34 protein-coding genes are annotated in these 20,918 nt (G+C 65.6%); 28 read left to right on the forward strand and 6 right to left on the reverse strand.

Annotated features, from left to right (window positions below; all coding sequences use genetic code 11):
• Positions 1–16 precede the first annotated feature (16 nt).
• The 19 genes from rpsS (at position 17) to map (ending at position 9,573) form a co-directional block, all read left to right on the forward strand.
• Positions 17–298, forward strand: coding sequence for a 30S ribosomal protein S19 (gene rpsS, locus C6I20_RS01515; RefSeq protein WP_118394343.1), 282 nt, complete (start codon positions 17–19; stop codon positions 296–298).
• A complete protein-coding gene (gene rplV, locus C6I20_RS01520) occupies positions 295–753 on the forward strand; it encodes a 50S ribosomal protein L22 (protein WP_118394344.1) in 459 nt (152 codons plus the stop codon). The genes rpsS and rplV overlap by 4 nt, the downstream gene beginning before the upstream one ends.
• On the forward strand, positions 753–1,604 hold the full coding sequence (gene rpsC / locus C6I20_RS01525; protein WP_118394345.1) for a 30S ribosomal protein S3: 852 nt from the start codon (positions 753–755) through the stop codon (positions 1,602–1,604). Before rplV ends, rpsC begins: the two co-directional genes overlap by 1 nt.
• Entirely contained in the window at positions 1,604–2,023 is a 420-nt protein-coding gene (gene rplP, locus C6I20_RS01530) for a 50S ribosomal protein L16 (RefSeq protein WP_118394346.1), read from the forward strand. The genes rpsC and rplP overlap by 1 nt, the downstream gene beginning before the upstream one ends.
• Positions 2,023–2,247 (forward strand): 50S ribosomal protein L29, encoded by a 225-nt coding sequence (gene rpmC, locus C6I20_RS01535; RefSeq protein ID WP_118394347.1) that lies wholly within the window; start codon positions 2,023–2,025, stop codon positions 2,245–2,247. The genes rplP and rpmC overlap by 1 nt, the downstream gene beginning before the upstream one ends.
• Positions 2,244–2,531, forward strand: coding sequence for a 30S ribosomal protein S17 (gene rpsQ / locus C6I20_RS01540; RefSeq protein ID WP_118394348.1), 288 nt, complete (start codon positions 2,244–2,246; stop codon positions 2,529–2,531). The genes rpmC and rpsQ overlap by 4 nt, the downstream gene beginning before the upstream one ends.
• A gap of 10 nt (positions 2,532–2,541) precedes the next feature.
• Entirely contained in the window at positions 2,542–2,910 is a 369-nt protein-coding gene (gene rplN, locus C6I20_RS01545) for a 50S ribosomal protein L14 (RefSeq protein WP_019143636.1), read from the forward strand.
• Between the two features lies 1 nt (position 2,911).
• Positions 2,912–3,274 carry a 50S ribosomal protein L24 gene (rplX, locus tag C6I20_RS01550; protein WP_118394349.1) on the forward strand — a complete coding sequence of 121 codons (363 nt, stop codon included), beginning with the start codon at positions 2,912–2,914 and terminating at the stop codon, positions 3,272–3,274.
• A gap of 2 nt (positions 3,275–3,276) precedes the next feature.
• Positions 3,277–3,837 (forward strand): 50S ribosomal protein L5, encoded by a 561-nt coding sequence (gene rplE, locus C6I20_RS01555; RefSeq protein WP_118394350.1) that lies wholly within the window; start codon positions 3,277–3,279, stop codon positions 3,835–3,837.
• A gap of 1 nt (position 3,838) precedes the next feature.
• Positions 3,839–4,024: a type Z 30S ribosomal protein S14 gene (locus C6I20_RS01560; RefSeq protein ID WP_056209415.1), complete on the forward strand. Its 186-nt coding sequence runs from the start codon at positions 3,839–3,841 to the stop codon at positions 4,022–4,024.
• Between the two features lie 94 nt (positions 4,025–4,118).
• Positions 4,119–4,526, forward strand: coding sequence for a 30S ribosomal protein S8 (gene rpsH, locus C6I20_RS01565; RefSeq protein WP_118394351.1), 408 nt, complete (start codon positions 4,119–4,121; stop codon positions 4,524–4,526).
• A gap of 15 nt (positions 4,527–4,541) precedes the next feature.
• On the forward strand, positions 4,542–5,084 hold the full coding sequence (gene rplF / locus C6I20_RS01570; protein ID WP_118394352.1) for a 50S ribosomal protein L6: 543 nt from the start codon (positions 4,542–4,544) through the stop codon (positions 5,082–5,084).
• Between the two features lie 2 nt (positions 5,085–5,086).
• The gene (gene rplR / locus C6I20_RS01575) at positions 5,087–5,470 is read left to right on the forward strand and encodes a 50S ribosomal protein L18 (protein ID WP_118394353.1); all 384 of its coding nucleotides are present in this window, start codon (positions 5,087–5,089) and stop codon (positions 5,468–5,470) included.
• 28 nt (positions 5,471–5,498) lie between these two features.
• Positions 5,499–6,116: a 30S ribosomal protein S5 gene (gene rpsE / locus C6I20_RS01580; protein ID WP_118394354.1), complete on the forward strand. Its 618-nt coding sequence runs from the start codon at positions 5,499–5,501 to the stop codon at positions 6,114–6,116.
• Positions 6,116–6,298 (forward strand): 50S ribosomal protein L30, encoded by a 183-nt coding sequence (rpmD, locus tag C6I20_RS01585; protein ID WP_118394355.1) that lies wholly within the window; start codon positions 6,116–6,118, stop codon positions 6,296–6,298. The genes rpsE and rpmD overlap by 1 nt, the downstream gene beginning before the upstream one ends.
• A 1-nt stretch (position 6,299) precedes the next feature.
• Complete coding sequence (gene rplO / locus C6I20_RS01590) at positions 6,300–6,743, forward strand: 50S ribosomal protein L15 (protein WP_118394356.1); 444 nt, start codon at positions 6,300–6,302, stop codon at positions 6,741–6,743.
• A 124-nt stretch (positions 6,744–6,867) separates the two neighbouring features.
• Positions 6,868–8,172 carry a preprotein translocase subunit SecY gene (gene secY / locus C6I20_RS01595; RefSeq protein WP_118394357.1) on the forward strand — a complete coding sequence of 435 codons (1,305 nt, stop codon included), beginning with the start codon at positions 6,868–6,870 and terminating at the stop codon, positions 8,170–8,172.
• A complete protein-coding gene (locus C6I20_RS01600) occupies positions 8,172–8,735 on the forward strand; it encodes an adenylate kinase (RefSeq protein WP_118394358.1) in 564 nt (187 codons plus the stop codon). The genes secY and C6I20_RS01600 overlap by 1 nt, the downstream gene beginning before the upstream one ends.
• 16 nt (positions 8,736–8,751) lie before the next feature.
• Positions 8,752–9,573, forward strand: coding sequence for a type I methionyl aminopeptidase (gene map, locus C6I20_RS01605; protein WP_174232936.1), 822 nt, complete (start codon positions 8,752–8,754; stop codon positions 9,571–9,573).
• Positions 9,574–9,580: 7 nt separating this feature from the next.
• On the opposite strand, the gene C6I20_RS01610 is transcribed toward map, so the two are convergent.
• Both C6I20_RS01610 and ddaH read right to left on the reverse strand, forming a co-directional pair.
• Positions 9,581–11,428, reverse strand: a complete 1,848-nt coding sequence (locus C6I20_RS01610; RefSeq protein WP_162891061.1) for a CHAP domain-containing protein — start codon at positions 11,426–11,428, stop codon at positions 9,581–9,583.
• Between the two features lie 90 nt (positions 11,429–11,518).
• Positions 11,519–12,376, reverse strand: a complete 858-nt coding sequence (gene ddaH / locus C6I20_RS01615; RefSeq protein WP_254052205.1) for a dimethylargininase — start codon at positions 12,374–12,376, stop codon at positions 11,519–11,521.
• 145 nt (positions 12,377–12,521) lie between these two features.
• Between ddaH and C6I20_RS01620 the strand changes: the two genes are divergently transcribed.
• The 9 genes from C6I20_RS01620 (at position 12,522) to rplQ (ending at position 17,743) form a co-directional block, all read left to right on the forward strand.
• On the forward strand, positions 12,522–12,989 hold the full coding sequence (locus C6I20_RS01620) for an Lrp/AsnC family transcriptional regulator (protein ID WP_118394362.1): 468 nt from the start codon (positions 12,522–12,524) through the stop codon (positions 12,987–12,989).
• A gap of 64 nt (positions 12,990–13,053) precedes the next feature.
• On the forward strand, positions 13,054–13,959 hold the full coding sequence (locus C6I20_RS01625; protein WP_118394363.1) for a serine hydrolase: 906 nt from the start codon (positions 13,054–13,056) through the stop codon (positions 13,957–13,959).
• A gap of 140 nt (positions 13,960–14,099) precedes the next feature.
• Positions 14,100–14,321: a translation initiation factor IF-1 gene (gene infA, locus C6I20_RS01630; protein ID WP_007078610.1), complete on the forward strand. Its 222-nt coding sequence runs from the start codon at positions 14,100–14,102 to the stop codon at positions 14,319–14,321.
• 40 nt (positions 14,322–14,361) lie between these two features.
• Positions 14,362–14,475: a 50S ribosomal protein L36 gene (gene rpmJ, locus C6I20_RS01635; protein ID WP_118394364.1), complete on the forward strand. Its 114-nt coding sequence runs from the start codon at positions 14,362–14,364 to the stop codon at positions 14,473–14,475.
• Positions 14,476–14,651: 176 nt separating this feature from the next.
• The gene (gene rpsM / locus C6I20_RS01640; RefSeq protein ID WP_118394365.1) at positions 14,652–15,020 is read left to right on the forward strand and encodes a 30S ribosomal protein S13; all 369 of its coding nucleotides are present in this window, start codon (positions 14,652–14,654) and stop codon (positions 15,018–15,020) included.
• Between the two features lie 6 nt (positions 15,021–15,026).
• Entirely contained in the window at positions 15,027–15,422 is a 396-nt protein-coding gene (gene rpsK / locus C6I20_RS01645; RefSeq protein WP_118394366.1) for a 30S ribosomal protein S11, read from the forward strand.
• A 29-nt stretch (positions 15,423–15,451) separates the two neighbouring features.
• On the forward strand, positions 15,452–16,060 hold the full coding sequence (rpsD, locus tag C6I20_RS01650; RefSeq protein ID WP_118394367.1) for a 30S ribosomal protein S4: 609 nt from the start codon (positions 15,452–15,454) through the stop codon (positions 16,058–16,060).
• 73 nt (positions 16,061–16,133) lie between these two features.
• The gene (locus C6I20_RS01655) at positions 16,134–17,144 is read left to right on the forward strand and encodes a DNA-directed RNA polymerase subunit alpha (protein WP_118394368.1); all 1,011 of its coding nucleotides are present in this window, start codon (positions 16,134–16,136) and stop codon (positions 17,142–17,144) included.
• A gap of 50 nt (positions 17,145–17,194) precedes the next feature.
• Entirely contained in the window at positions 17,195–17,743 is a 549-nt protein-coding gene (rplQ, locus tag C6I20_RS01660; protein WP_118394369.1) for a 50S ribosomal protein L17, read from the forward strand.
• Between the two features lie 78 nt (positions 17,744–17,821).
• Here rplQ and C6I20_RS01665 read toward each other — a convergent pair whose 3' ends face one another.
• The 4 genes from C6I20_RS01665 to C6I20_RS01675 all read right to left on the reverse strand — a co-directional run bounded on the left by C6I20_RS01665 (position 17,822) and on the right by C6I20_RS01675 (position 20,842).
• Complete coding sequence (locus C6I20_RS01665; protein ID WP_371682673.1) at positions 17,822–18,442, reverse strand: class I SAM-dependent methyltransferase; 621 nt, start codon at positions 18,440–18,442, stop codon at positions 17,822–17,824.
• 27 nt (positions 18,443–18,469) lie between these two features.
• Positions 18,470–18,592 (reverse strand): hypothetical protein, encoded by a 123-nt coding sequence (locus tag C6I20_RS17705; protein WP_256372162.1) that lies wholly within the window; start codon positions 18,590–18,592, stop codon positions 18,470–18,472.
• Positions 18,593–18,674: 82 nt separating this feature from the next.
• Entirely contained in the window at positions 18,675–19,472 is a 798-nt protein-coding gene (gene truA, locus C6I20_RS01670; RefSeq protein ID WP_118394370.1) for a tRNA pseudouridine(38-40) synthase TruA, read from the reverse strand.
• A 74-nt stretch (positions 19,473–19,546) separates the two neighbouring features.
• On the reverse strand, positions 19,547–20,842 hold the full coding sequence (locus tag C6I20_RS01675) for a citrate synthase (RefSeq protein ID WP_118394371.1): 1,296 nt from the start codon (positions 20,840–20,842) through the stop codon (positions 19,547–19,549).
• Between the last annotated feature and the right edge of the window lie 76 nt (positions 20,843–20,918).

Raw genomic sequence — 20,918 nt, forward strand, 5'->3', positions numbered from 1 at the left:
AAGGGTTTGTAAACACATGCCACGCAGTTTGAAGAAGGGTCCGTTCGTTGACGGACACCTCGAGAAGAAGGTCGACGCGCAGAACACTGCGGAGACCCACACCGTGATCAAGACCTGGTCGCGTCGCTCGATGATCCTGCCGTCCTTCATCGGACACACGATCGCCGTGCACGACGGCCGCAAGCACGTTCCCGTGTTCATCACCGATTCGATGGTGGGTCACAAGCTGGGCGAGTTCGCCCCGACCCGCACGTTCCGTGGGCACGAGAAGGATGACCGGAAGGCGAAGAGGCGATGAGTGCAGCAACCCGTGAAAGCGTGAGCGCTCGGCGCGAGCGTCTGCTGGGTGACGAGCCCGGTGCGTTCGCCGTCGCGCGTTTCGTCCGTGTCACCGCACAGAAGTCACGACGCATCGCGGATCTGATCCGTGGGCAGTCCGTCGACAACGCGCTGGCGACGCTGCAGTTCGCGCCGCAGGCCGTTGCCGAGAACTTCTACAAGCTCGTCGACAGTGCCGCGTCCAACGCGGAGACCACTGAAGGCCTCGACCGCTCCTCGCTGATCATCACCGTGGTGCAGGTCGACGAGGGCCCGACGATGAAGCGTTGGCGCCCGCGCGCCAAGGGTGCGGCCAACCGCATCCTCAAGCGCAGCAGCCACCTGACCGTGGTCGTGCAGCCCGCCGAGGTCGTTCAGGCCCGGGTGGACGCGGCCAACATCAAGAACTCCAAGAAGAAGGGCGGGGCCCGATAGTGGGACAGAAAATCAACCCGCACGGGTTCCGACTGGGCATCTCGACGGATCACAAGAGCCGTTGGTACGCCGACAAGCTCTACAAGAGCTACGTCGGTGAAGACGTGCAGATCCGCAAGATGCTCACCAAGGGCATGGACCGCGCCGGCATCAGCCGGGTAGAGATCGAGCGCACGCGTGACCGCGTCCGTGTCGATATCCACACGGCCCGTCCTGGCATCGTCATCGGACGCCGTGGCGCCGAGGCCGACCGCATCCGCGGCGACCTTGAGAAGCTCACGGGCAAGCAGGTGCAGCTCAACATCCTCGAGGTCAAGAACCCCGAGATGGACGCGCAGCTGGTCGCCCAGGGCGTTGCTGAGCAGCTCTCCGGCCGTGTGCAGTTCCGTCGCGCGATGCGCAAGGCGATGCAGACGACGATGCGCAGCGGTGCCAAGGGCATCCGTATCCAGTGCTCGGGTCGCCTTGGCGGCGCCGAGATGTCCCGCTCGGAGTTCTACCGCGAGGGCCGCGTGCCCCTGCACACGCTCCGCGCCGACGTGGACTACGGCTTCTACGAGGCCAAGACGACTTTCGGTCGCATCGGCGTGAAGGTCTGGATCTACAAGGGCGAGGTTGCGGGCACCCGCGCCGAGCGCGAGGCCGAGGCGGCCAAGCGTGCGGCTGCTCCGGGCAGCAACCGACGTCCCGCGCGTGGCGGAGCCGCAGGTGGCGCTCGTCGCCCCGAGCGTCCTGCCCGTGAGGACGCCGCTCCCGCCGCCGAGGCACCTGCCACGGCGCCGGTCGTCGAGGCGCCTGCAGCAGCCGCTGCAGCGCCCGCCGCTGCAGCACCCGAAGGAGGGGAGAGCTGATGTTGATGCCCCGCAGGGTCAAGTACCGCAAGCAGCACCACCCCACGCGCCGCGGTGCGGCGAAGGGTGGCACCGAGCTGGCGTTCGGTGACTACGGCATTCAGTGCGTGACCGCCGCCTACGTGACCAACCGTCAGATCGAGTCCGCTCGTATCGCCATGACGCGTCACATGAAGCGTGGCGGCAAGGTCTGGATCAACATCTACCCGGACCGCCCGCTCACCAAGAAGCCTGCCGAGACCCGCATGGGTTCCGGTAAGGGTTCGCCCGAGTGGTGGGTCGCCAACGTCAAGCCCGGCCGCGTGATGTTCGAGCTGTCCGGTGTCGACGAGAAGACCGCCCGCGAGGCCACGCGCCTCGCGATCCACAAACTGCCCATGAAGGCACGATTCATCTCCCGAGAGACAGGTGAGCTGTGATGGCGCAGCACACAACCGCAGCAGAGCTGCGTAGCGTCGCCGCCGATGACCTGGCGTCGAAGCTGGCGGAGGCCAAGGAAGAGCTGTTCAACCTGCGCTTCCAGAACGCCACCGGTCAGCTCGACAACACCGCCCGGCTCCGGGCAGTGCGCAAGGACATCGCCCGTATCTACACCGTCATGCGCGAGCGCGAGCTCGGCATCGTCGAGGAGGTCCAGGCATGACCGACAAGAACACTAAGGACGAGGCAGTGACTGACCGCAGCGCGCGCAAGACCCGTGAGGGTCTTGTCGTCAGCGACAAGATGGACAAGACCGTCGTGGTCAACGTCGAGGATCGCGTCAAGCACGCGCTCTACGGCAAGGTCCTGCGTCGCAACATCAAGCTCAAGGCTCACGACGAGGCGAATGACGCCGGCATCGGTGACCGTGTCCTGATCATGGAGACACGTCCACTGTCCGCCACCAAGCGTTGGCGCGTCATCGAGATCCTCGAGAAGGCCAAGTAGGAGACGACGGATGATTCAACAGGAGTCGCGACTCAAGGTCGCCGACAACACCGGTGCGAAGGAGATCCTTTGCATCCGAGTGCTCGGTGGCTCCGGTCGGCGCTATGCCGGCATTGGTGACACCATCGTCGCCACCGTCAAGGACGCCATCCCCGGCGGAAACGTCAAGAAGGGTGATGTCGTCAAGGCTGTCATCGTGCGCACCGTCAAGGAGCGCCGTCGGCCTGATGGCTCGTACATCAAGTTCGACGAGAACGCAGCCGTCATTCTCAAGGCGGACGGAGACCCGCGCGGAACGCGCATCTTCGGACCCGTCGGCCGTGAACTTCGCGACAAGAAGTTCATGCGCATCATTTCGCTCGCACCGGAGGTGCTCTGAGATGGCCCGCAAAGGCACCATCAGCATTCGCAAGGGTGACCAGGTCAAGGTCATCGCTGGCAAGGACAAGGGTGTGACCGGTTCGGTCATCGAGGTCCTCGCCGAGCGCAACCGCGTCATCGTCGAAGGCGTCAACCGCGTCAAGCGCCACACCAAGGCCGACCAGGCCGGTGGCGCGAACTGGGGTGGCATCATCACCAGCGAGGCGCCGATCCACATCTCGAACGTCATGCTGCTGGCCGACAAGACGCCCACGCGTGTCGGCTACCGCCGTGACGAGGTCACCAAGAGCCGTCCCGATGGCTCGACCTACACGGCACAGCGCAGCGTGCGCATCGCCAAGAAGACCGGAAAGGAGATCTGAGCATGAGTGAAACTACGGCGGCCCCCCGCCTCAAGGCGCGGTACCGCGAGGAGATCCTCCCGGCCCTTCGCGAGCAGTTCGACTACTCGAACGTCATGCAGGTGCCCGGCCTGACCAAGATCGTCGTCAACATGGGTGTCGGCGAGGCCGCCCGCGACGGCAAGCTGATCGAGGGCGCGATTCGCGACCTCACCGCTATCACGGGTCAGAAGCCGCAGGTCACCAAGGCGCGCAAGTCCATCGCCCAGTTCAAGCTGCGTGAGGGCATGCCGATCGGCACGCACGTCACGCTGCGCGGCGACCGCATGTGGGAGTTCCTCGATCGTCTACTGACGCTCGCGCTGCCCCGCATCCGCGACTTCCGTGGGCTCTCGCCCAAGCAGTTCGACGGCCGCGGCAACTACACGTTCGGTCTGACCGAGCAGGTCATGTTCCACGAGATCGATCAGGACAAGATTGATCGGTCGCGCGGCATGGACATCACGATCGTGACCACGGCCACCAACGATGACGAGGGTCGCGCGCTGCTCAAGCTGCTCGGCTTCCCGTACAAGGAGAACTGACATGGCGAAGACTGGACTCAAGGTCAAGGCCGCTCGTAAGCCCAAGTTCGCAGTTCGCGGCTACACCCGTTGCCAGCGCTGCGGCCGGCCCCGGTCGGTCTACAAGAAGTTCGGCCTGTGCCGCATCTGCCTTCGCGAGATGGCTCACCGCGGCGAGCTGCCCGGCATCACGAAGAGCTCCTGGTAATCCACTACCTCTGATACGACGCAGGTCCCTTCCCACTCGAGTCACTCGGCTCGAGGACGAAACGGAAACCGCGACGAGAAACGGAACACAAGCAATGACAATGACCGATCCGATCGCAGACATGCTCACGCGTGTCCGCAACGGCAATCAGGCGTACCACGACAGCGTGTCGATGCCCTACTCCAAGCTCAAGGCCGGCGTAGCCGAGATCCTCAAGCAGGAGGGCTACATCACGAGCATCGAGGTCGCGGACCCCAAGGAGGGCGAGGTGAGCAAGTCGCTCACCATCACCCTCAAGTACGGCCCGCACCGCGAGCGCTCGATCGCCGGCATCCGCCGCATCAGCAAGCCGGGACTGCGCGTCTACGCGAAGTCCACCGGGCTGCCCAAGGTTCTCGGCGGACTGGGCGTGGCGATCATCTCCACGAGCCAGGGCCTGCTGACGGACCGCCAGGCCAACCAGAAGGGCGTAGGCGGAGAAGTCCTCGCCTACGTCTGGTGAGAGGGGTCTGAACACATGTCACGCATTGGCAAGCACCCCGTAGTCATCCCGTCCGGCGTCGAAGTGACGATCGAGGGCCAGGACGTTCGCGTCAAGGGCCCCAAGGGCGAGCTGACCCACACCGTCGCAGAGCCGATCACGGTCGCCAAGTCCGATGACGGCACCCTCGCGGTCGAGCGTCCTGATGACGAGCGCAAGAGCAAGGCGCTTCACGGCCTCTCGCGCACCCTGATCAACAACATGGTCGTGGGCGTCACTGAGGGCTATGAGAAGAAGCTCGAGATCGTCGGCGTTGGTTACCGCGTCCTGGCGAAGGGCCCGGCTGCTCTCGAGTTCGCGCTCGGCTTCAGCCACCCGGTCCCGATCCAGGCTCCTGAGGGCATCACCTTCACGGTCGAGTCACCCACCAAGTTCGCCGTGCACGGCATCGACAAGCAGGCCGTCGGTGAGGTCGCAGCGAACATCCGCAAGATCCGTAAGCCCGAGCCTTACAAGGGCAAGGGCGTCCGCTACGCCGGCGAGCATGTCCGCCGCAAGGTCGGAAAGGCTGGTAAGTAGTCATGGCTATCTCGATCAATCACCGCAAGCACACTGCGCCCCGCACTGCTTCGCGTCTGCGTCGTCAGGTGCGAGGACGCAAGAAGCTCGAAGGTTCGGCGGAGCGTCCGCGCCTCGTCATCACCCGTTCGAGCAAGCACATGGTCGCTCAGATCGTCGACGACCTCGAGGGCCGCACGCTGGCCTCCGCGTCGACGATGGAAGCCGACCTGCGCTCGTCCGACGATGACAAGACCGCCAAGGCCCGCAAGGTCGGCGAGCTCGTCGCCGACCGTGCCAAGGCTGCCGGTGTCGCCACCGTGGTCTTCGACCGCGCGGGCAACAAGTACGCCGGTCGTGTCGCAGCCCTGGCTGACGGCGCGCGCGAGGGCGGACTGGAGTTCTGATGATCATCAATAACCAGAGGAGTGCCGCATGAGCGGGCAGCAGCGCCGCGGAGGCGGAGGCGGACGGGGTCGTGGAAACGACCGCGGAGCCGAGAAGTCGCAGTACATCGAGAAGGTCGTCACGATCAACCGTGTCGCCAAGGTCGTCAAGGGTGGTCGTCGCTTCAGCTTCACCGCCCTGGTGATCGTCGGCGATGGCGATGGTCAGGTCGGCATCGGCTATGGCAAGGCCAAGGAAGTCCCGACCGCGATCGCGAAGGGTGTCGAAGAGGCCAAGAAGTCCTTCTTCCGCGTCCCCCGCATCCAGGGCACGATCCCGCACCCGGTGCAGGGCGAGAAGGCGGCTGGCGTCGTGTTCCTGCGTCCGGCATCGCCCGGTACCGGCGTCATCGCCGGTGGCCCGGTTCGCGCCGTGCTCGAGGCGGCAGGCGTCCACGACGTCCTGTCCAAGTCGCTCGGTTCGTCCAACGCGATCAACATCGTCCACGCGACTGTGGCGGCCCTGCGGCTGCTCGAGTCGCCGGAGATGGTGGCAGCGCGTCGCGGCCTGACGGTCGAGCAGGTCGCTCCGGCGGCGCTGCTTCGTGCCGGCAAGGAAGGCATCGCGGAGGCCAAGGCCAAGGCAGACGCGGGAGTGGGTGCGTGATGGCAAAGATCCAGGTCACGCAGACCAAGTCCGGCATCGGCCGCAAGCCCAATCACCGTCAGACCCTGCGCACGCTCGGTCTGAAGCGCATCGGCGACGTTGTCGTCAAGGAAGATCGTCCCGAGTTCCGTGGCATGGCTGAGTCCGTGTCGCACCTCGTGGATGTCAAGGAGGTTGACTGACATGGCGCTCAAGCTGCACCACCTGCGTCCCGCGCCGGGAGCCAAGACTGCCAAGACCCGCGTGGGTCGAGGCGAGGGCTCGAAGGGCAAGACCGCCGGTCGAGGCATGAAGGGAACCAAGGCTCGTTACCAGGTTCCCATCGGCTTCGAGGGTGGCCAGGTCCCGATCCACATGCGTCTGCCGAAGCTCAAGGGATTCAAGAACCCCTTCCGCGAGGAGTACCAGGTCGTCAACCTCGATCGGCTCGAGGAGCTCTACCCCAAGGGCGGTGACATCGACATCGCGTCGCTGGTCGCCAACGGCGCGGTCCGCAAGGGTCGCCCGGTCAAGGTCCTCGGGCAGGGTGACATCACAGTCAAGGTCCAGATCACGGCGAATAAGTTCTCCGGGTCCGCCAAGACCAAGATCGAAGCAGCCGGAGGCAGCGTCACCATTCTTGGTTGATGCTGTCCGGGGCAGGACGCACGTCCTGCCCCGGCTGTCTCGGTGACTGTTAGAGTCACACTGCGGGCGAGAGCCCGCTTTTGTCCGTCATCATGACGCACTTCGGTGCACGAGGAGGATCGCGGTGCTCAGCGCCTTCGTCCATGCATTCAGGACGCCCGAACTGCGGAAGAAGATCCTCTTCGTCCTGTTCGTCATCGTGCTGTTCCGGCTGGGCTCGACCATGCCGGCCCCCGGCATCAACGTCGCCAACGTCCAGGACTCGGTCCAGGCCGCCTCGACGGGCGACAACAGCAGCCTGTTCGCGCTGATCAACGTCTTCTCCGGTGGTGCGCTGCTCCAGCTGACGGTGTTTGCGCTCGGCATCATGCCGTACATCACCGCGAGCATCATCCTGCAGCTGCTCGTCGTCGTGATCCCGCGGCTGGAAGCCCTCAAAAAGGAGGGCCAGTCCGGACAGACGAAGATCACGCAGTACACCCGATACCTCACGCTGGGTCTGGCGATCCTGCAGGCGACCGGCATCGTGGCGCTCGCGCGCAGCGGCAACCTGTTCGGTGGCGCCGAGACCGGACCGCTGCTCTACAACCCCGACAGCATCCTGTCCTTCCTGCTGATCGTGCTCACGATGGTCGCCGGTACGGCCGTCATCATGTGGCTCGGCGAGCTCATCACCGACCGCGGCATCGGCAACGGCATGTCGATCCTGATCTTCACGCAGGTCGTCGCCACGTTCCCCGGTGCGCTGTGGCTCATCAAGCAGCAGAAGGGCTGGGCCACGTTCATCATTGTCGTGCTGATCGGCCTGGTCATCGTCGCGGCAGTCATCTTCATCGAGCAGGCGCAGCGCCGCATCCCGGTGCAGTACGCCAAGCGCATGGTCGGCCGACGGATGTTCGGCGGATCTTCGACGTACATCCCGCTCAAGGTCAACCAGGCCGGCATCATCCCGGTGATCTTCGCCTCGAGCCTGATGTACCTACCGGCGCTCGCGTCCCAGTTCAACTCCAGCGCGCCGTGGGCCTCATGGGTCAATGACAACTTCGTGCGCGGTGACCACCCGCTCTACATGCTGTCGTTCTTCTCGCTGATCGTGTTCTTCACGTACTTCTACGTGTCGATCACCTTCAACCCCGAGGAGGTCGCCGACAACATGAAGAAGTACGGCGGGTTCATCCCCGGCATCCGCGCGGGCCGTCCGACGCAGGAGTATCTGGCGTACGTCCTGAGCCGCATCACGGCGCCGGGCGCGCTCTACCTGGGTCTGATCGCGCTGATCCCGATGATCGCGATCTCGGTGCTCAACGCCAGCCAGAACTTCCCGTTCGGTGGCACGACGATCCTCATCATCGTCGGAGTGGGTCTGGACACGGTCAAGCAGATCGAGAGCCAGCTTCAGCAGCGGAACTACGAAGGGTTCCTCAAGTAATGCGTCTTTTGATCATGGGCCCGCCCGGCGCGGGCAAGGGCACACAGGCCGTCGAGCTGGCAGGCCGCATCGGCGGCGCGCACATCTCGACCGGCGACATCTTCGGGGCGAACGTGCAGCAGCAGACCGAGCTGGGTCAGACGGCTCAACGGTTCATGGATGCCGGCGAGTACGTTCCAGACGAGGTCACCAATGCGATGGTGGAGGCCCGGCTGGCACAGGACGATGCGCGCGCTGCGTTCATCCTCGACGGCTACCCGCGCACGGTCGATCAGGTCGACACCCTCGACCGGATCCTCAGCGGACTCGGCACCCAGCTCGACGGCGTGCTGGAGCTCGTCGTCGATCCCGAGGAGCTCATCCAGAGGTTGCTCAAGCGGGCCGAGACCAGCGGTCGCGCGGATGACACCGAAGACGTCATCCGTCACCGCCAGTCGGTCTACACCGCGGAGACCAAGCCCCTGCTCGAGGTTTACGGCTCACGTGGACTCGTGATCGAGGTCGACGGCATGGGCGAGGTCGACGAGGTCACTCGACGGATCGACGCGGCTCTCCCTTCCTGAGGGCGGACCCATCACAATGTTTGACCGCGGGATCGAGATCAAGACGCCCGGGCAGATCGAGTCGATGCGCGCTGCCGGCCTGGTGGTGGGACAGACGCTGGAGTTGCTCCGTGGCTCTGCCGTCGCGGGTGTCACGACGGGCGATCTGGACGGCATCGCGCGCGACCACATTCGCTCCTGCGGTGCGACGTCGAACTTCTTGGGCTACCACGGCTTCCGGGGGGTCATCTGCACGTCGGTCAACGACGAGGTCGTGCATGGAATCCCAGGCAAGCGAGTACTCCGCGACGGCGACGTCATCTCGATCGACTGTGGCGCGATCATCGACGGCTGGCACGGTGACGCCGCGACGAGCGTCGCGATTGGCCAGGTGCCCGACGATGTCACCGAGCTGATGCGGGTCACCGAGCAGGCGTTGTGGCGTGGCATCGCAGCGGCGGCGCTCGGGGGCCGGGTCTCCGACATCAGTCATGCGGTCGAGACGACGGTCGATGCTGCCGGTGACTACGGAATTGTGGAGGGATACACGGGCCACGGTATCGGCTCGGCGATGCACCAGCCGCCGAACGTCGCGAACTACGGGCGACCGGGGCGCGGTCCCAAACTGGTCAAGGGGCTGGTCCTGGCCGTCGAGCCGATGGTGAGTCTTGGCACTGCGCAGACGCGGACGCTCTCCGACGACTGGACCGTCGTCACGACTGATGGCTCGCGCGCGGCTCACTACGAGCACACCTTCACATTGACCGACACCGGCACGTGGGTGCTGACGGCGCTCGACGGCGGCGAGAGCATGTTGGCCGAGCTCGGCGTGCCCTACGGCGGTCCGAGCGGCGCCTAGCCGCAGGTCACTTCTTGATCGTGGTCTTGACGGTGGTCTTCGCGGACGTGATCTTCGAGGTCCCGGCGTAGGTGAATGTGTAGGTGCTGGCGCCCGCCGGCTGCTTGGTCAGCGTGACGGTCCCCTTGCCGCGGCTGATGGAGAACTTGACCGTGCCCCCGCCGCGACGGGTGACAGCGATGGAGGCGGACGGGTCGGCGAGTCCTGTGACGGGCAGCCGCACGACGAACCGGACTGTGCGGCTGGACGGTGTGGCTGTGGCTGTGGCCTTGATCTTGGCTGTGGCCTTGGCCGGCCCGACCGCGGATGACGTGAGCGTGCGGCGGGTGTATCCGTCGGCCGTCCAGGTCACCTTTGCTGACAGCTTCTTGCCCAGGTCGGACTGGGTGACCTTGTGCTTCAGTGCAGTGGCCCCCGAGATTGCGACACCATTGCGCAGCCACTGCACGCGCACGGTGGATTGCGGGACCTTCCGTGTCCCGACATCGACCGCTGGGGTCGAGCCGAGTCGGGTCGACCCGGTGATCTTCGGCGCCGACGCGGGGAGCGTCCCGTAGGCCGTCTTGGCTGTCGGCGCGGAGGTTGCCGATGTCGTCAGATATCCACTTCGACGTGCGGTGACACGCACGGAGACCGGCCGGGTGCGGTCAGCCGGCGTCGGCTTGTAGGTCGCGCCGGTGGCGCCGGCGATGGCGGTGCCGTCGACGAGCCACTGGTAGTCGTATGCCAGGGAGCTCACCGACCACGAACCCGGACGGGCGGTCAGTGTCGCGCCGACGGCCGGTGTGCCGATGATGGTGGGGTTGGCAGTCGAGGTCACGTTGCCGGGCAGGACGGTGACCGGCGCCGGTGAGGTCGCAGCAGTGGATCGGTAGCCCGCCAGTGCGCTGGTCATGGCGACCGTGACCGCGCGGCCATTGTCCTCGGGACGCGGTGTGAAGGTCGGCGACGCCGCTCCGGAGACAGGGGACCCGGCGACGGACCACTGATAGGAGTACGTCGACGGAGTCGGCGTCCACGTGCCGGGTCGCGCGATGAGCGGCTCGTCGACCCGTCCTGTCCCGTCGACGGTCGGCACGCCGGGAGTGAGCTCGCCGGGCTCGACTTCCTCGGATGCCGAGGTGGCGGTGCCGGGGGAGTAGCCGGGTCTTGACGCAGTGACCTGCAGCGAAAGTGCCTTGCCGGCGACGGACGGGGTCGGGGTGTACGACTTGGTGGTCGCGCCGCTGATGCTGGTGCCATCAGCCGTCCACTGATAGGCGTAGCTGTTGCCCATGACGGTCCATTTGCCGACCGACGGAGCCAGGGCGACACCGACCTGGGGGGTGCTGCGGATCGTCGGTCTGGTGGTGTTCTCCAAAACCCGGTCGGAGAAGTGGATGAAGCCGTCTGGCCAGCCTGACCCGGACTTGGTGATCTTGCGCCAGTCGAATGCGCCGCTCCAGTTCGATTCCGACACCCAGATCTCGGTGGGGGAGACGATCTTCTCGACGTACGCGACGTGGTGCCCCGTGCGACCCCACCAAGCGACCGAACCGACCGCTGGTGTGCTGTCCGTGATGGAGGCCATCGCAAAGCCCCAGTCCTGGGCGTTGCCGACGCCGGACTTCGGGCGGACGTTCGGCATGCCGTTGCTCACCAGTCGGTACGCGACGTAGTTGGTGCAGTTGGTCCCGGTGTACATCCGCCAGTAGCTCGTGGACTTGTGGGTCGAGTAGCCGGCGTTCGAGTAGCCCTTGTCGGCGCACGACGTGTAGCCGCTGCACAGCACCGTCGAGCTGGCCCGGGCCGCGCCGACAGGGGTCAGCAGGGCGACGAGGAATACCACGAGAAGCCCAGCCCGAGTGCGCGACACGCCGTTACCCTACGGGACTGGTGGGGCTGGTGTGATTGAAATCAATCAATTCTTCGCACGATGGAGCTCCACCGCCCCCTGGTCTCACGACTAGCGGTGGAGCTCCATGGTGCAGCACTTCACGCTGCCACCGGACTTCATGTACTCGTCCAGATCGATCGGCACCGGCGTGTAGCCGCGGGTGCGGAGTGCCTCGGCCAGCTCGGCGGCGGCCGCAGGAAGGATGACGTGGTGGCCGTCGCTGACCGCGTTGAGGCCGAGCACGAGCGCGTCCGACTCCGAGCAGATGATGGCGTCGGGGAACAGATCGCGCAGTGTGCGCTGGCTGTGCTGGCTGAAGGCTCCGGGGTAGTAGGCGATCTCCGCGGGGGCCGAGCCGTTGCCGTCGTCGAGCACTGCGATCGCGACATCGAGGTGGTAGAACCGGGGGTCGACCAGCTCGAGCGAGACGACGGGTCGGTCGACGGCGTCGGCTGCCTCGATGTGGGCGGCCAGCGAGGTCCGGAAGCCGGTTCCCGCGAGGATCATCGTGCCCAGGGCGAGGAAGTCCCCCTCGCCCTCGTTGGTGTGCTCGGGCTCGACCACGGTGACGCCGGACTGGCGCAGCCAGGCGGCGTAGGCCGCGCCCTCGGCGGCACGCTCGGCGAAGCGGAACTTCGCGCCGTACGCCCGTCCGCCCACCGTCAGCCCGCCGTTGGCCGCAAAGACCATGTCAGGCTGTCCCGGCATCGGATCGACGACGTCAACACGGTGACCCAGGCTCAGATAGGTGTTGCGGAGGACCTCCCACTGCAACCTGGCGCGCTCCACGTCGACCGGGTTGGTGATGTCCATCCACGGGTTGATCGCGTAGGTCACCGAGAAGTGGGTCGGTGCGCACATCAGGTAGTGACGGGTTCGCGGCTCGGGGGCGTGGATAGGTGCTGGGCGGGTGTCGAGAACGGTCAACGTGATGCCTCCGGGAGGTGATTCGTACGCAATGAATCCATGCTAGATCGGTGCGGATGGGCGCCACGAATCGGAAACTGCCTATTGGACGGTGTTTTCTTGCATGATTTCGGCTTGTCCAGAGTTTTCTTGCAATACTTGCCCGATGGACGATCTAGACCGCAAGCTCATCGGCTGCCTGTTGGAGGACGGTCGCGCCGGCTATGCCGCGATCGGAGACCGGATCGGTCTGTCGGCACCGGCAGTCAAGCGCCGGATGGACCGGCTCCTGGACGATGGAGTGATCAGCGGCTTCACCGCAGTGCTGGATCCGGATCTGGTCGGTTGGGCCACGGAGGCTTACGTCGAGGTGCACTGCAAGGGGGCGATCTCCCCCGACGAGCTACGGGCCGCGTTCAGCCGGGTCCCGGAGGTCCACACCGCGGCGACCGTTTCGGGTGCCGCCGATGCCCTCCTTCACATCGTGGCTCGGGATGTCCGCGACCTGGAGCGCGCGCTCGAACGAGTCCGCGACGAGGTCGCCAACGTCGACCACACTTCGACCGCGATCGTCCTGTCCCGGTTGATCGACCGATACGGCCCCGGGCAGCCGGAGTTCAACCCGCCCGACTGAGGTCACAGGCCCGCGACAGGTCGGGCAGGGCGGAGGCTCAGCCCTGCTCCCTAGCGTGCGGAGCATGCCCTCGCTCTCATCGCCGTCCCGATCCGAAAGCCGCGCGTCCGCCCTGCGCCGTTGGCCGACGATGGTCGTTGGGTGGGTGCTCTCGATCGTCCTAGGACTGGCCGTGGTCTGGCCCGCCGAGCAGGCGGCGGCACCTGGGACTGCCATGGTTGCGTCGGTCGCGAGTCCGGCCGACGTCGTCCCAGCGGACGCCACTACGCCTTCTCTCTCTGGGCTCGACGCGATCGACGCCGACGGAAAGTTCGCGGTCGCGGTGCTCGACATCGACTCGGGGGAGTCGCTGACCTATGGCGAGGAAGCCTTCGACACCGCGAGCATCGTCAAGGTCGACATTCTCGCGGCGCTGCTCTGGCAGCACCAGCAGGCGGGGACGTCTCTCAGCGCGACGGAGCGCGCGCAGGCCGCCGCGATGATCCAGTACAGCGACAACGCCTCCGCTACGGCGCTCTTCAACGCCGTCGGCGGCCGGTCGGGTCTGGAGCTGTTCAATGAGTCGATCGGCCTGGAGGACACCGTGGTCGGCTCAAACGGCAGCTGGGGTCTCACCCAGACGACAGCGACGGATCAGATCCGTCTCCTGCAGGTCGTGTTCGGCGCCGAGTCGGTGCTGACTGCTGACTCCCAGGCGTACGAGCAGTCGCTGATGTCCGGAGTCGTCCACGAGCAGGTCTTGGGGGTGTCCGCCGCTGCTGACGACCCCGACGATGCTGCGCTCAAGGTCGGCTATCTCCAACGATCGGCCACCGGACTCTGGGACGTGACGAGCATCGGTCAGATCAAGGCAGATGGGCGGACCTACCTCGTGGCGGTGCTGACGGACGGCAGTCCTAGCCTCGAGTCAGGCGTCGATCTGGCCGATCAGGTCGCCCGGGCCGCGGTCTCCGCGCTGACCGCGATTTGAGTCTGCCGCCCCCGTGGGCGTAGAATCGAGAGTCGGCCCTTTCAGGTCCGCATTTCCATGTCCTACTTCCGTTCAGGCGGCAGGGCCGGGGTGCGCCAGGACAGGCCAACCGGTCAGACACGCGACACAAAGAAGAGGTTATGGCGAAAAAAGAAGGCGTCATCGAGATGGAAGGCGCCGTAGTAGAGGCACTTCCGAACGCGATGTTCCGTGTGGAGCTGGCCAACGGCCACAAGGTTCTCGCGCACATCAGCGGCAAGATGCGTCAGCACTACATCCGTATCCTCCCCGAGGATCGCGTTGTGGTGGAGCTCTCGCCGTACGACCTCTCCCGCGGTCGCATCGTCTACCGCTACAAGTAAACACACGTACACACGTTCAGATCCCAAAGAGAGAATCTCGATGAAGGTCAACCCGAGCGTGAAGAAGATCTGTGACAAGTGCAAGGTGATTCGTCGCCACGGCCGCGTCATGGTCCTCTGCGAAAACCCGCGTCACAAGCAACGCCAGGGCTGAACAGACTTCTTCACCACAGCAACGCGAAACATCTGATCGCTCCCGCCACACGCACGACCGTGGCGGGTCACCTCCGGAAGCGTAGGCCGGAGCCCGACTCAGGATCGTCCAAGATCCTGGAGGCAGTTGGGATGCATCAGGTGGCCACACCTCGCAGTACGGAAGGAAATGCCTAGATGGCACGCCTCATGGGAGTGGATCTCCCGCGCGAGAAGCGCATCGAGATCGCACTCACGTATGTATTCGGGATCGGCCGCACGCGCGCCACCCAGACCCTCGACGCAACCGGCATCAGCCCGGACAAGCGCGTCCACGAACTCGATGACGACGACCTCGTCGCGATGCGTGATCACATCGAGGCGAACTACCAGACCGAGGGCGACCTGCGTCGTACGGTCACGGGTGACATTCGCCGCAAGATGGAGATCGGCAGCTACCAGGGTCGACGTCACCGTGCGCACCTGCCCGTTCGCGGCCAGCGCACCAAGACCAATGCGCGTACCCGCAAGGGACCCAAGCGCACCGTCGCCGGAAAGAAGAAGTGATAGCGCATGCCTCCTAAGACAGCTGGCAAGAAGGTTCGCCGCAAGGAGAAGAAGAACGTCGTTCAGGGCGAAGCCCACATCAAGAGCACGTTCAACAACACCCACGTCACCATCACGGACCCCTCGGGTGCCGTGATCGCCTGGGCCTCCGGCGGAACCGTCGGATTCAAGGGCTCGCGCAAGTCGACTCCGTTCGCAGCCGGCATGGCTGCCGAGTCGGCCGGTCGTCAGGCGATGGAGCACGGGATGAAGAAGGTCGACGTCTTCGTGAAGGGCCCCGGTTCGGGCCGCGAGACGGCGATCCGGTCGCTGAGCGGAGTCGGCCTCGAGGTCGGCACCATCTCCGACGTGACGCCCAGCCCGCACAACGGCTGCCGTCCTCCCAAGCACCGTCGTCTCTGACACCCACACCTTTCTAGGAGTTATCAACCATGGCCCGTTACACCGGACCTCTCACCAAGAAGTCGCGCCGTCTCGGCATCGACCTCGTCGGTGGTGACGCTGCATTCGAAAAGCGTCCTTACCCTCCCGGCCAGCACGGCCGCGCGCGCGTCAAGGAGTCGGAGTACCGCAACCAGCTGCTCGAGAAGCAGAAGGCGCGTTACACCTACGGAGTGCTCGAGAAGCAGTTCCGCAAGTACTACGAGCTCGCATCGCGTCGTCCCGGCAAGACCGGTGACAACCTGCTGCAGATCCTCGAGTCGCGCCTCGACAACGTCGTCTACCGTGCCGGGTTCGCCCGTACGCGTCGGCACGCTCGCCAGCTCGTCAACCACGGTCACTTCGTGGTCAACGGCGTCAAGACCGACATCCCGTCGTTCCAGGTGAGCAAGCACGACATCATCGACGTCAAGACCCGGTCGCTCGAGACCACACCGTTCATCGTGGCGCGCGAGTCCCACGACCGCGACACGGTGCCGGCTTGGCTCGACGCCTCGCCCGACCGTGGCCGCATCCTCGTCCACAGCCAGCCTGTGCGCGAGCAGATCACGGTGCCGATCAACGAGCAGCTGATCGTGGAGTTCTACTCCAAGATCTGACCTGGTCCACTCTCACCACCAAGAAAACATGACCCGGACCTTCAAATAGAGGTTGGTTCGGAAAGGAAGAAACATGCTCATCGCCCAGCGCCCCGCCCTGTCCGAAGAGGTCGTCGACGAATTCCGTTCGCGGTTCGTCATCGAGCCTCTGGAGCCCGGCTTCGGCTACACCCTCGGCAACTCGCTGCGTCGTACGCTGCTGTCGTCGATCCCGGGTGCGGCCGTCACGTCGATCAAGATCGACGGTGTCCTGCACGAGTTCTCGACCGTCCCCGGCGTGACCGAGGACGTCACCGAGATCATCCTGAACCTCAAGGAGCTCGTGGTCTCCTCGGAGAACGACGAGCCCGTCGTCATGTACCTCCGCAAGGATGGTGCGGGCGAGGTGACCGCAGCCGACATCCAGCCCCCGGCCGGAGTCGAGGTCCACAACCCGGACCTGCACATCGCCACGCTCAACGCCAAGGGCAAGATCGAGATCGAGCTCGTTGTCGAGCGCGGCCGCGGTTACGTCTCGGCGGTTCAGAACAAGTCCGGCGACGAAGAGATCGGCCGCATGCCGGTCGACTCGATCTACTCGCCGGTCCTGAAGGTGACCTACAAGGTCGAGGCAACTCGAGTCGAGCAGCGCACCGACTTCGACAAGCTCGTCATCGACGTCGAGACCAAGAAGTCGATGCTGCCGCGTGACGCGATCGCGTCGGCCGGTTCCACCCTGGTGGAGCTGTTCGGTCTGGCTCGTGAGCTCAACGTCGAGGCCGAGGGCATCGACATCGGTCCGTCGCCGGTCGACGAGCAGCTCGCTGCCGACCTGGCTCTGCCGATCGAGGACCTCAACTTCACGGTCCGTTCGTACAACTGCCTCAAGCGCGAGGGCATCCACACCGTGGGTGAGCTCATCACGCGCTCGGAGCAGGACCTGCTCGACATTCGCAACTTCGGTTCGAAGTCGATCGACGAGGTCAAGGCCAAGCTCGCCGAGATGGGCCTCGCGCTGAAGGACAGCCCCGCTGGTTTCGACCCGTCGGCCGTCATCGATGCGTATGACGACGACGCCAGCTTCGCCGAGGACGAGCAGTACTGAGTACTGCCCGACCTTGACGGCCCAGCCCGATTGATTTTGGAGAATAGACAATGCCCACCCCCACTAAGGGACCTCGCCTCGGCGGCAGCCCAGCGCACCAGCGCCTGATCCTGGCCAACCTCGCACAGAACCTGTTCGAGCACGGCAAGATCACGACGACCGAAGCCAAGGCTCGCCGTCTGCGTCCGTACGCGGAGTCGCTCATCACGAAGGCCAAGCTCGACACGGTGGCCAACCGCCGCCTCGTCGTCAAGGTCATCCGCGACAAGAGCATCCTGCACACGCTGTTCACGGAGATCGGGCCCGCCATGGCGACCCGTCCCGGCGGCTACACACGCATCACGAAGATTGCGCCGCGCAAGGGCGACAACGCCCCCATGGCCGTCATCGAGATCGTCGAGGCCAAGCAGTTCGGCGCACAGAACCAGACTCCGAAGAAGGCCAAGGCTGCCAAGCCCGTCGCCGTCGAGGAGAAGCCGGCCGACGATGTCGCGCCCGAGGACGACCTGGGCACCGACGTGCCCGTCGACGCCACGGACGACGCAGCAGAGGCCGCTGACGCGGTCGAGGCTCCGGCCGTCGAGGACGACGCCAAGTAGAACCCGCACCATCAGGAAGGCCCGTCACCGTGAGGTGGCGGGCCTTCTGCGTTCTCGGGCGGTCCCCACGTGAGCCGGTCAGTGTGAGACAGGTCGCCGGATGTGCAGGATCCGGAATCCCTTCTCGCTGGAGAGTCGTTCGGTGGGCCAGCCCTGCTCAACGAGCCACCGCTGGAGGGAGTCGGCGCCGAGGTTCTTGCCGACGATCAGCCGGGCCGTGCCGTCGGGGGCGAGGCGGGGCAGCCAGCGCAGCAGCAGGGCGTGCAGGGCGTCCTTGCCGATGCGGATCGGTGGGTTGGACCAGATCTCGTCGAAGGACACGTCGTCGGGCACCGCGTCGGGGAGCGTGGCGTGGACCGTCACGCCCTGCCGTGCGGCGTTCAGCGCAGTCAGCTCGAGGGCGCGCTCGTTGGTGTCGATGGCCCAGACGACCGAGCCTGTGCCGGCCAGCGCGCAAGCAATCGGGCCCCAGCCGCAGCCGAGGTCAAGAACCACGCCCCCACGCGGCGGTGTGCTGTTGCGGAGCAGGACGGCGGTGGCCTTGTCGAGGCCATCCGTGGCGAACACGCCGCTGGCGGTCGTGAACGTCATGTCCTGTCCCCAGATGTGGGTCCGGATCTCCTGCCGCTTGTCCGGTGTCGCTGGTGTCGCGTCGAAGTAGTGATCAGGCACGGTGACATCCTCGCAGTTCGCGGCCAGCAGGAGGATTCGCGCGAGCAACGGTGCTCATCGCGGGCGACCGATCAGCTTGCCCGCAACCTTGAGGGAGGGCGTCCGGTAGGAGGTGGACTCCTCGACCTCGGGCAGGGTCATGGCGTACGCCACGACGTCCTCCCAGCTGGCGGCCATGCCGAGGATTCTGTCATGCAGGGGGGAGCAGGTCGGGTGGAGTGCCGGGAGAGTGGCCACGGGTCCGGACTGCGCAGGGCGTTCAGGTTCGCAGGGCCCGGTGACTGCGTGACTCGATGTTCCGTGCTGTCAGGGCGGCGCCCTCGGGGTAGGTGACTTCTTCCAGCACGAGACCGTGCGGGGGCATGACGTTGACCCGGCTGTCCCGACCCGGGTGGGCGAGCACCTCGACGGCCCACTCCGGCCCGAACCGGTGGTCGCCCGCCGCGACCAGCACGCCCATCAGGGCGCGCACCATCGAGTGGCAGAAGGCGTCAGCTCGCACCGTGGTGACCAACACGTCGTCGATCCGCACGGTGCTGAGCTCACGGAGTGTGCGGACCGTCGTGGCGCCCTCGCGCCGGCGGCAGAAGGGCGCGAAGTCGTGCAGACCCAGCAGGTACTCGGAGGTGGCGTTCATGGCGTCGACATCGAGCCGCTTCTGCCAGCGGACGACCGCGTGGCGCACCAGCGGGTCGGGGCCGACGCGGCCGTCGACAATGCGGTACGAGTAGCGGCGTTCGATGGCGGAGAACCGTGCGTCAAAGCCCTCCGGCGCGGCCGTGACCGACCGGATCTGGATGTCGTCGGGGAGCAGGCGGCGGAGCCTGCGCTCGAGGTAGTAGGGGGCGATGCCGTCGAGATCGACGTGGGCCACCTGGCCCCGCGCGTGGACCCCCGCGTCGGTGCGCCCGGCCACCGTCAGGGTCGCGGTCTCGGGCAGACGCAGGATCAGCGCGATAGCGGCCTCGATGTCCCCCTGGACCGTTCGGTGGCCCGGCTGGGCCGCCCACCCCCGGAATCCCGTGCCGTCGTACGAGAGGTCGATTCGCAGGCGCACCCCGCAACATTATCGGCTCGGCGGCGGACGACGAAGGCCCCCACCGCAATGGGTGGGGGCCTTCGTCTGGCGAACTACTTCCAGCGCTCCTGCGCCGACACGAAGTCGAGGCGGCGGTCGCCGGTGTAGATCTGCTTGGGTCGCGCGATCTTCTGCTCCTTGTCGTCCACCAGCTCGACCCACTGGGCGAGCCAGCCGGCCGTGCGGGGGATCGCAAACAGGACCGTGAACATCTCGGGCGGGAACTGCAGCGCCTCGTAGATCAGTCCGGAGTAGAAGTCGACGTTGGGATAGAGCTTGCGACTGATGAAGTAGTCGTCCTCCAACGCGATGCGCTCAAGTTCCTGGGCGATCTCCAGCAGCGGGTTGACGCCGGTGACCGCGAAGACGTCGTCCACGGCCTTCTTGATGATCGTGGCGCGCGGGTCGAAGTTCTTGTAGACCCGGTGCCCGAAGCCCATGAGCTTCTCTTCGCCCTTCTTGACGCCCTCGATGAACGCAGGGATCTTGTCGGGCGTGCCGATGCGCTTGAGCATCTTGAGGACGGCTTCGTTGGCGCCGCCGTGCAGCGGTCCGTACAGCGCCGCGACACCCGAGCTGACGGCCGAGTAGGGGTCAACCTGGCTGGACCCGACGGATCGGACCGCGTTGGTCGAGCAGTTCTGCTCGTGATCGGCGTGCAGGATGAACAGCACCTCGAGCGCCTTGGCCAGCCGCGGGTCGGGGTTGTACTTCTGCTCGCTCATCTTGAACAGCATCGAGAGGAAGTTCTCGGTGTAGGTCAGATCGTTGTCGGGGTAGACGTAGGGCTTGCCCTGCGCGTGACGGAACGACCATGCGCCGAGGGTCGGCATCTTGGCGATCAACCGCACGATCTGGTCGTGCCTGATGTCGGGGTCGTGGATGTTGCGCGCCTCGGGGTAGAACGTCGACAGCGCGCCGACGCTCGACAACAACATCCCCATGGGGTGCGCGTCATAACGGAAGCCCTGCAGCTGCGACTTGAGGTTCTCGTGCACGAACGTGTGGAAGGTGATCTCGTGCACCCACTGCTCGTGCTGCTTCTCAGTCGGCAGCTCGCCGTGGATCAGCAAGTAGGCGACCTCGAGGAACGTCGACTTCTCCGCGAGTTGCTCGATGGGATAGCCGCGGTACTCGAGGATCCCCTTGTCGCCGTCGATGTATGTGACGGAACTTCGGGTCGAAGCGGTGTTGGTGAAACCGGGGTCGTACAGCGCCAGGCCGGGATCGTCCGCGGACTTTCCGATCTGGTTGAAGTCACTCGCACGGACTGTGCCGTCGGTGATCGGGAGCTCATACTCCTCGCCCGTCCGGTTGTCGCGGACGGTCAATGTGTGGTTCTCGGTCACGATGGGTCTCCTGTGACGGCGGACAATGCCCTGCTGCGGGGTGGTGCAGACATCAACCAACTTAGTGCCGCTGGGC

It is taken from the genome of Aeromicrobium sp. A1-2 (genome assembly GCF_003443875.1).
Taxonomy (GTDB): domain Bacteria; phylum Actinomycetota; class Actinomycetes; order Propionibacteriales; family Nocardioidaceae; genus Aeromicrobium.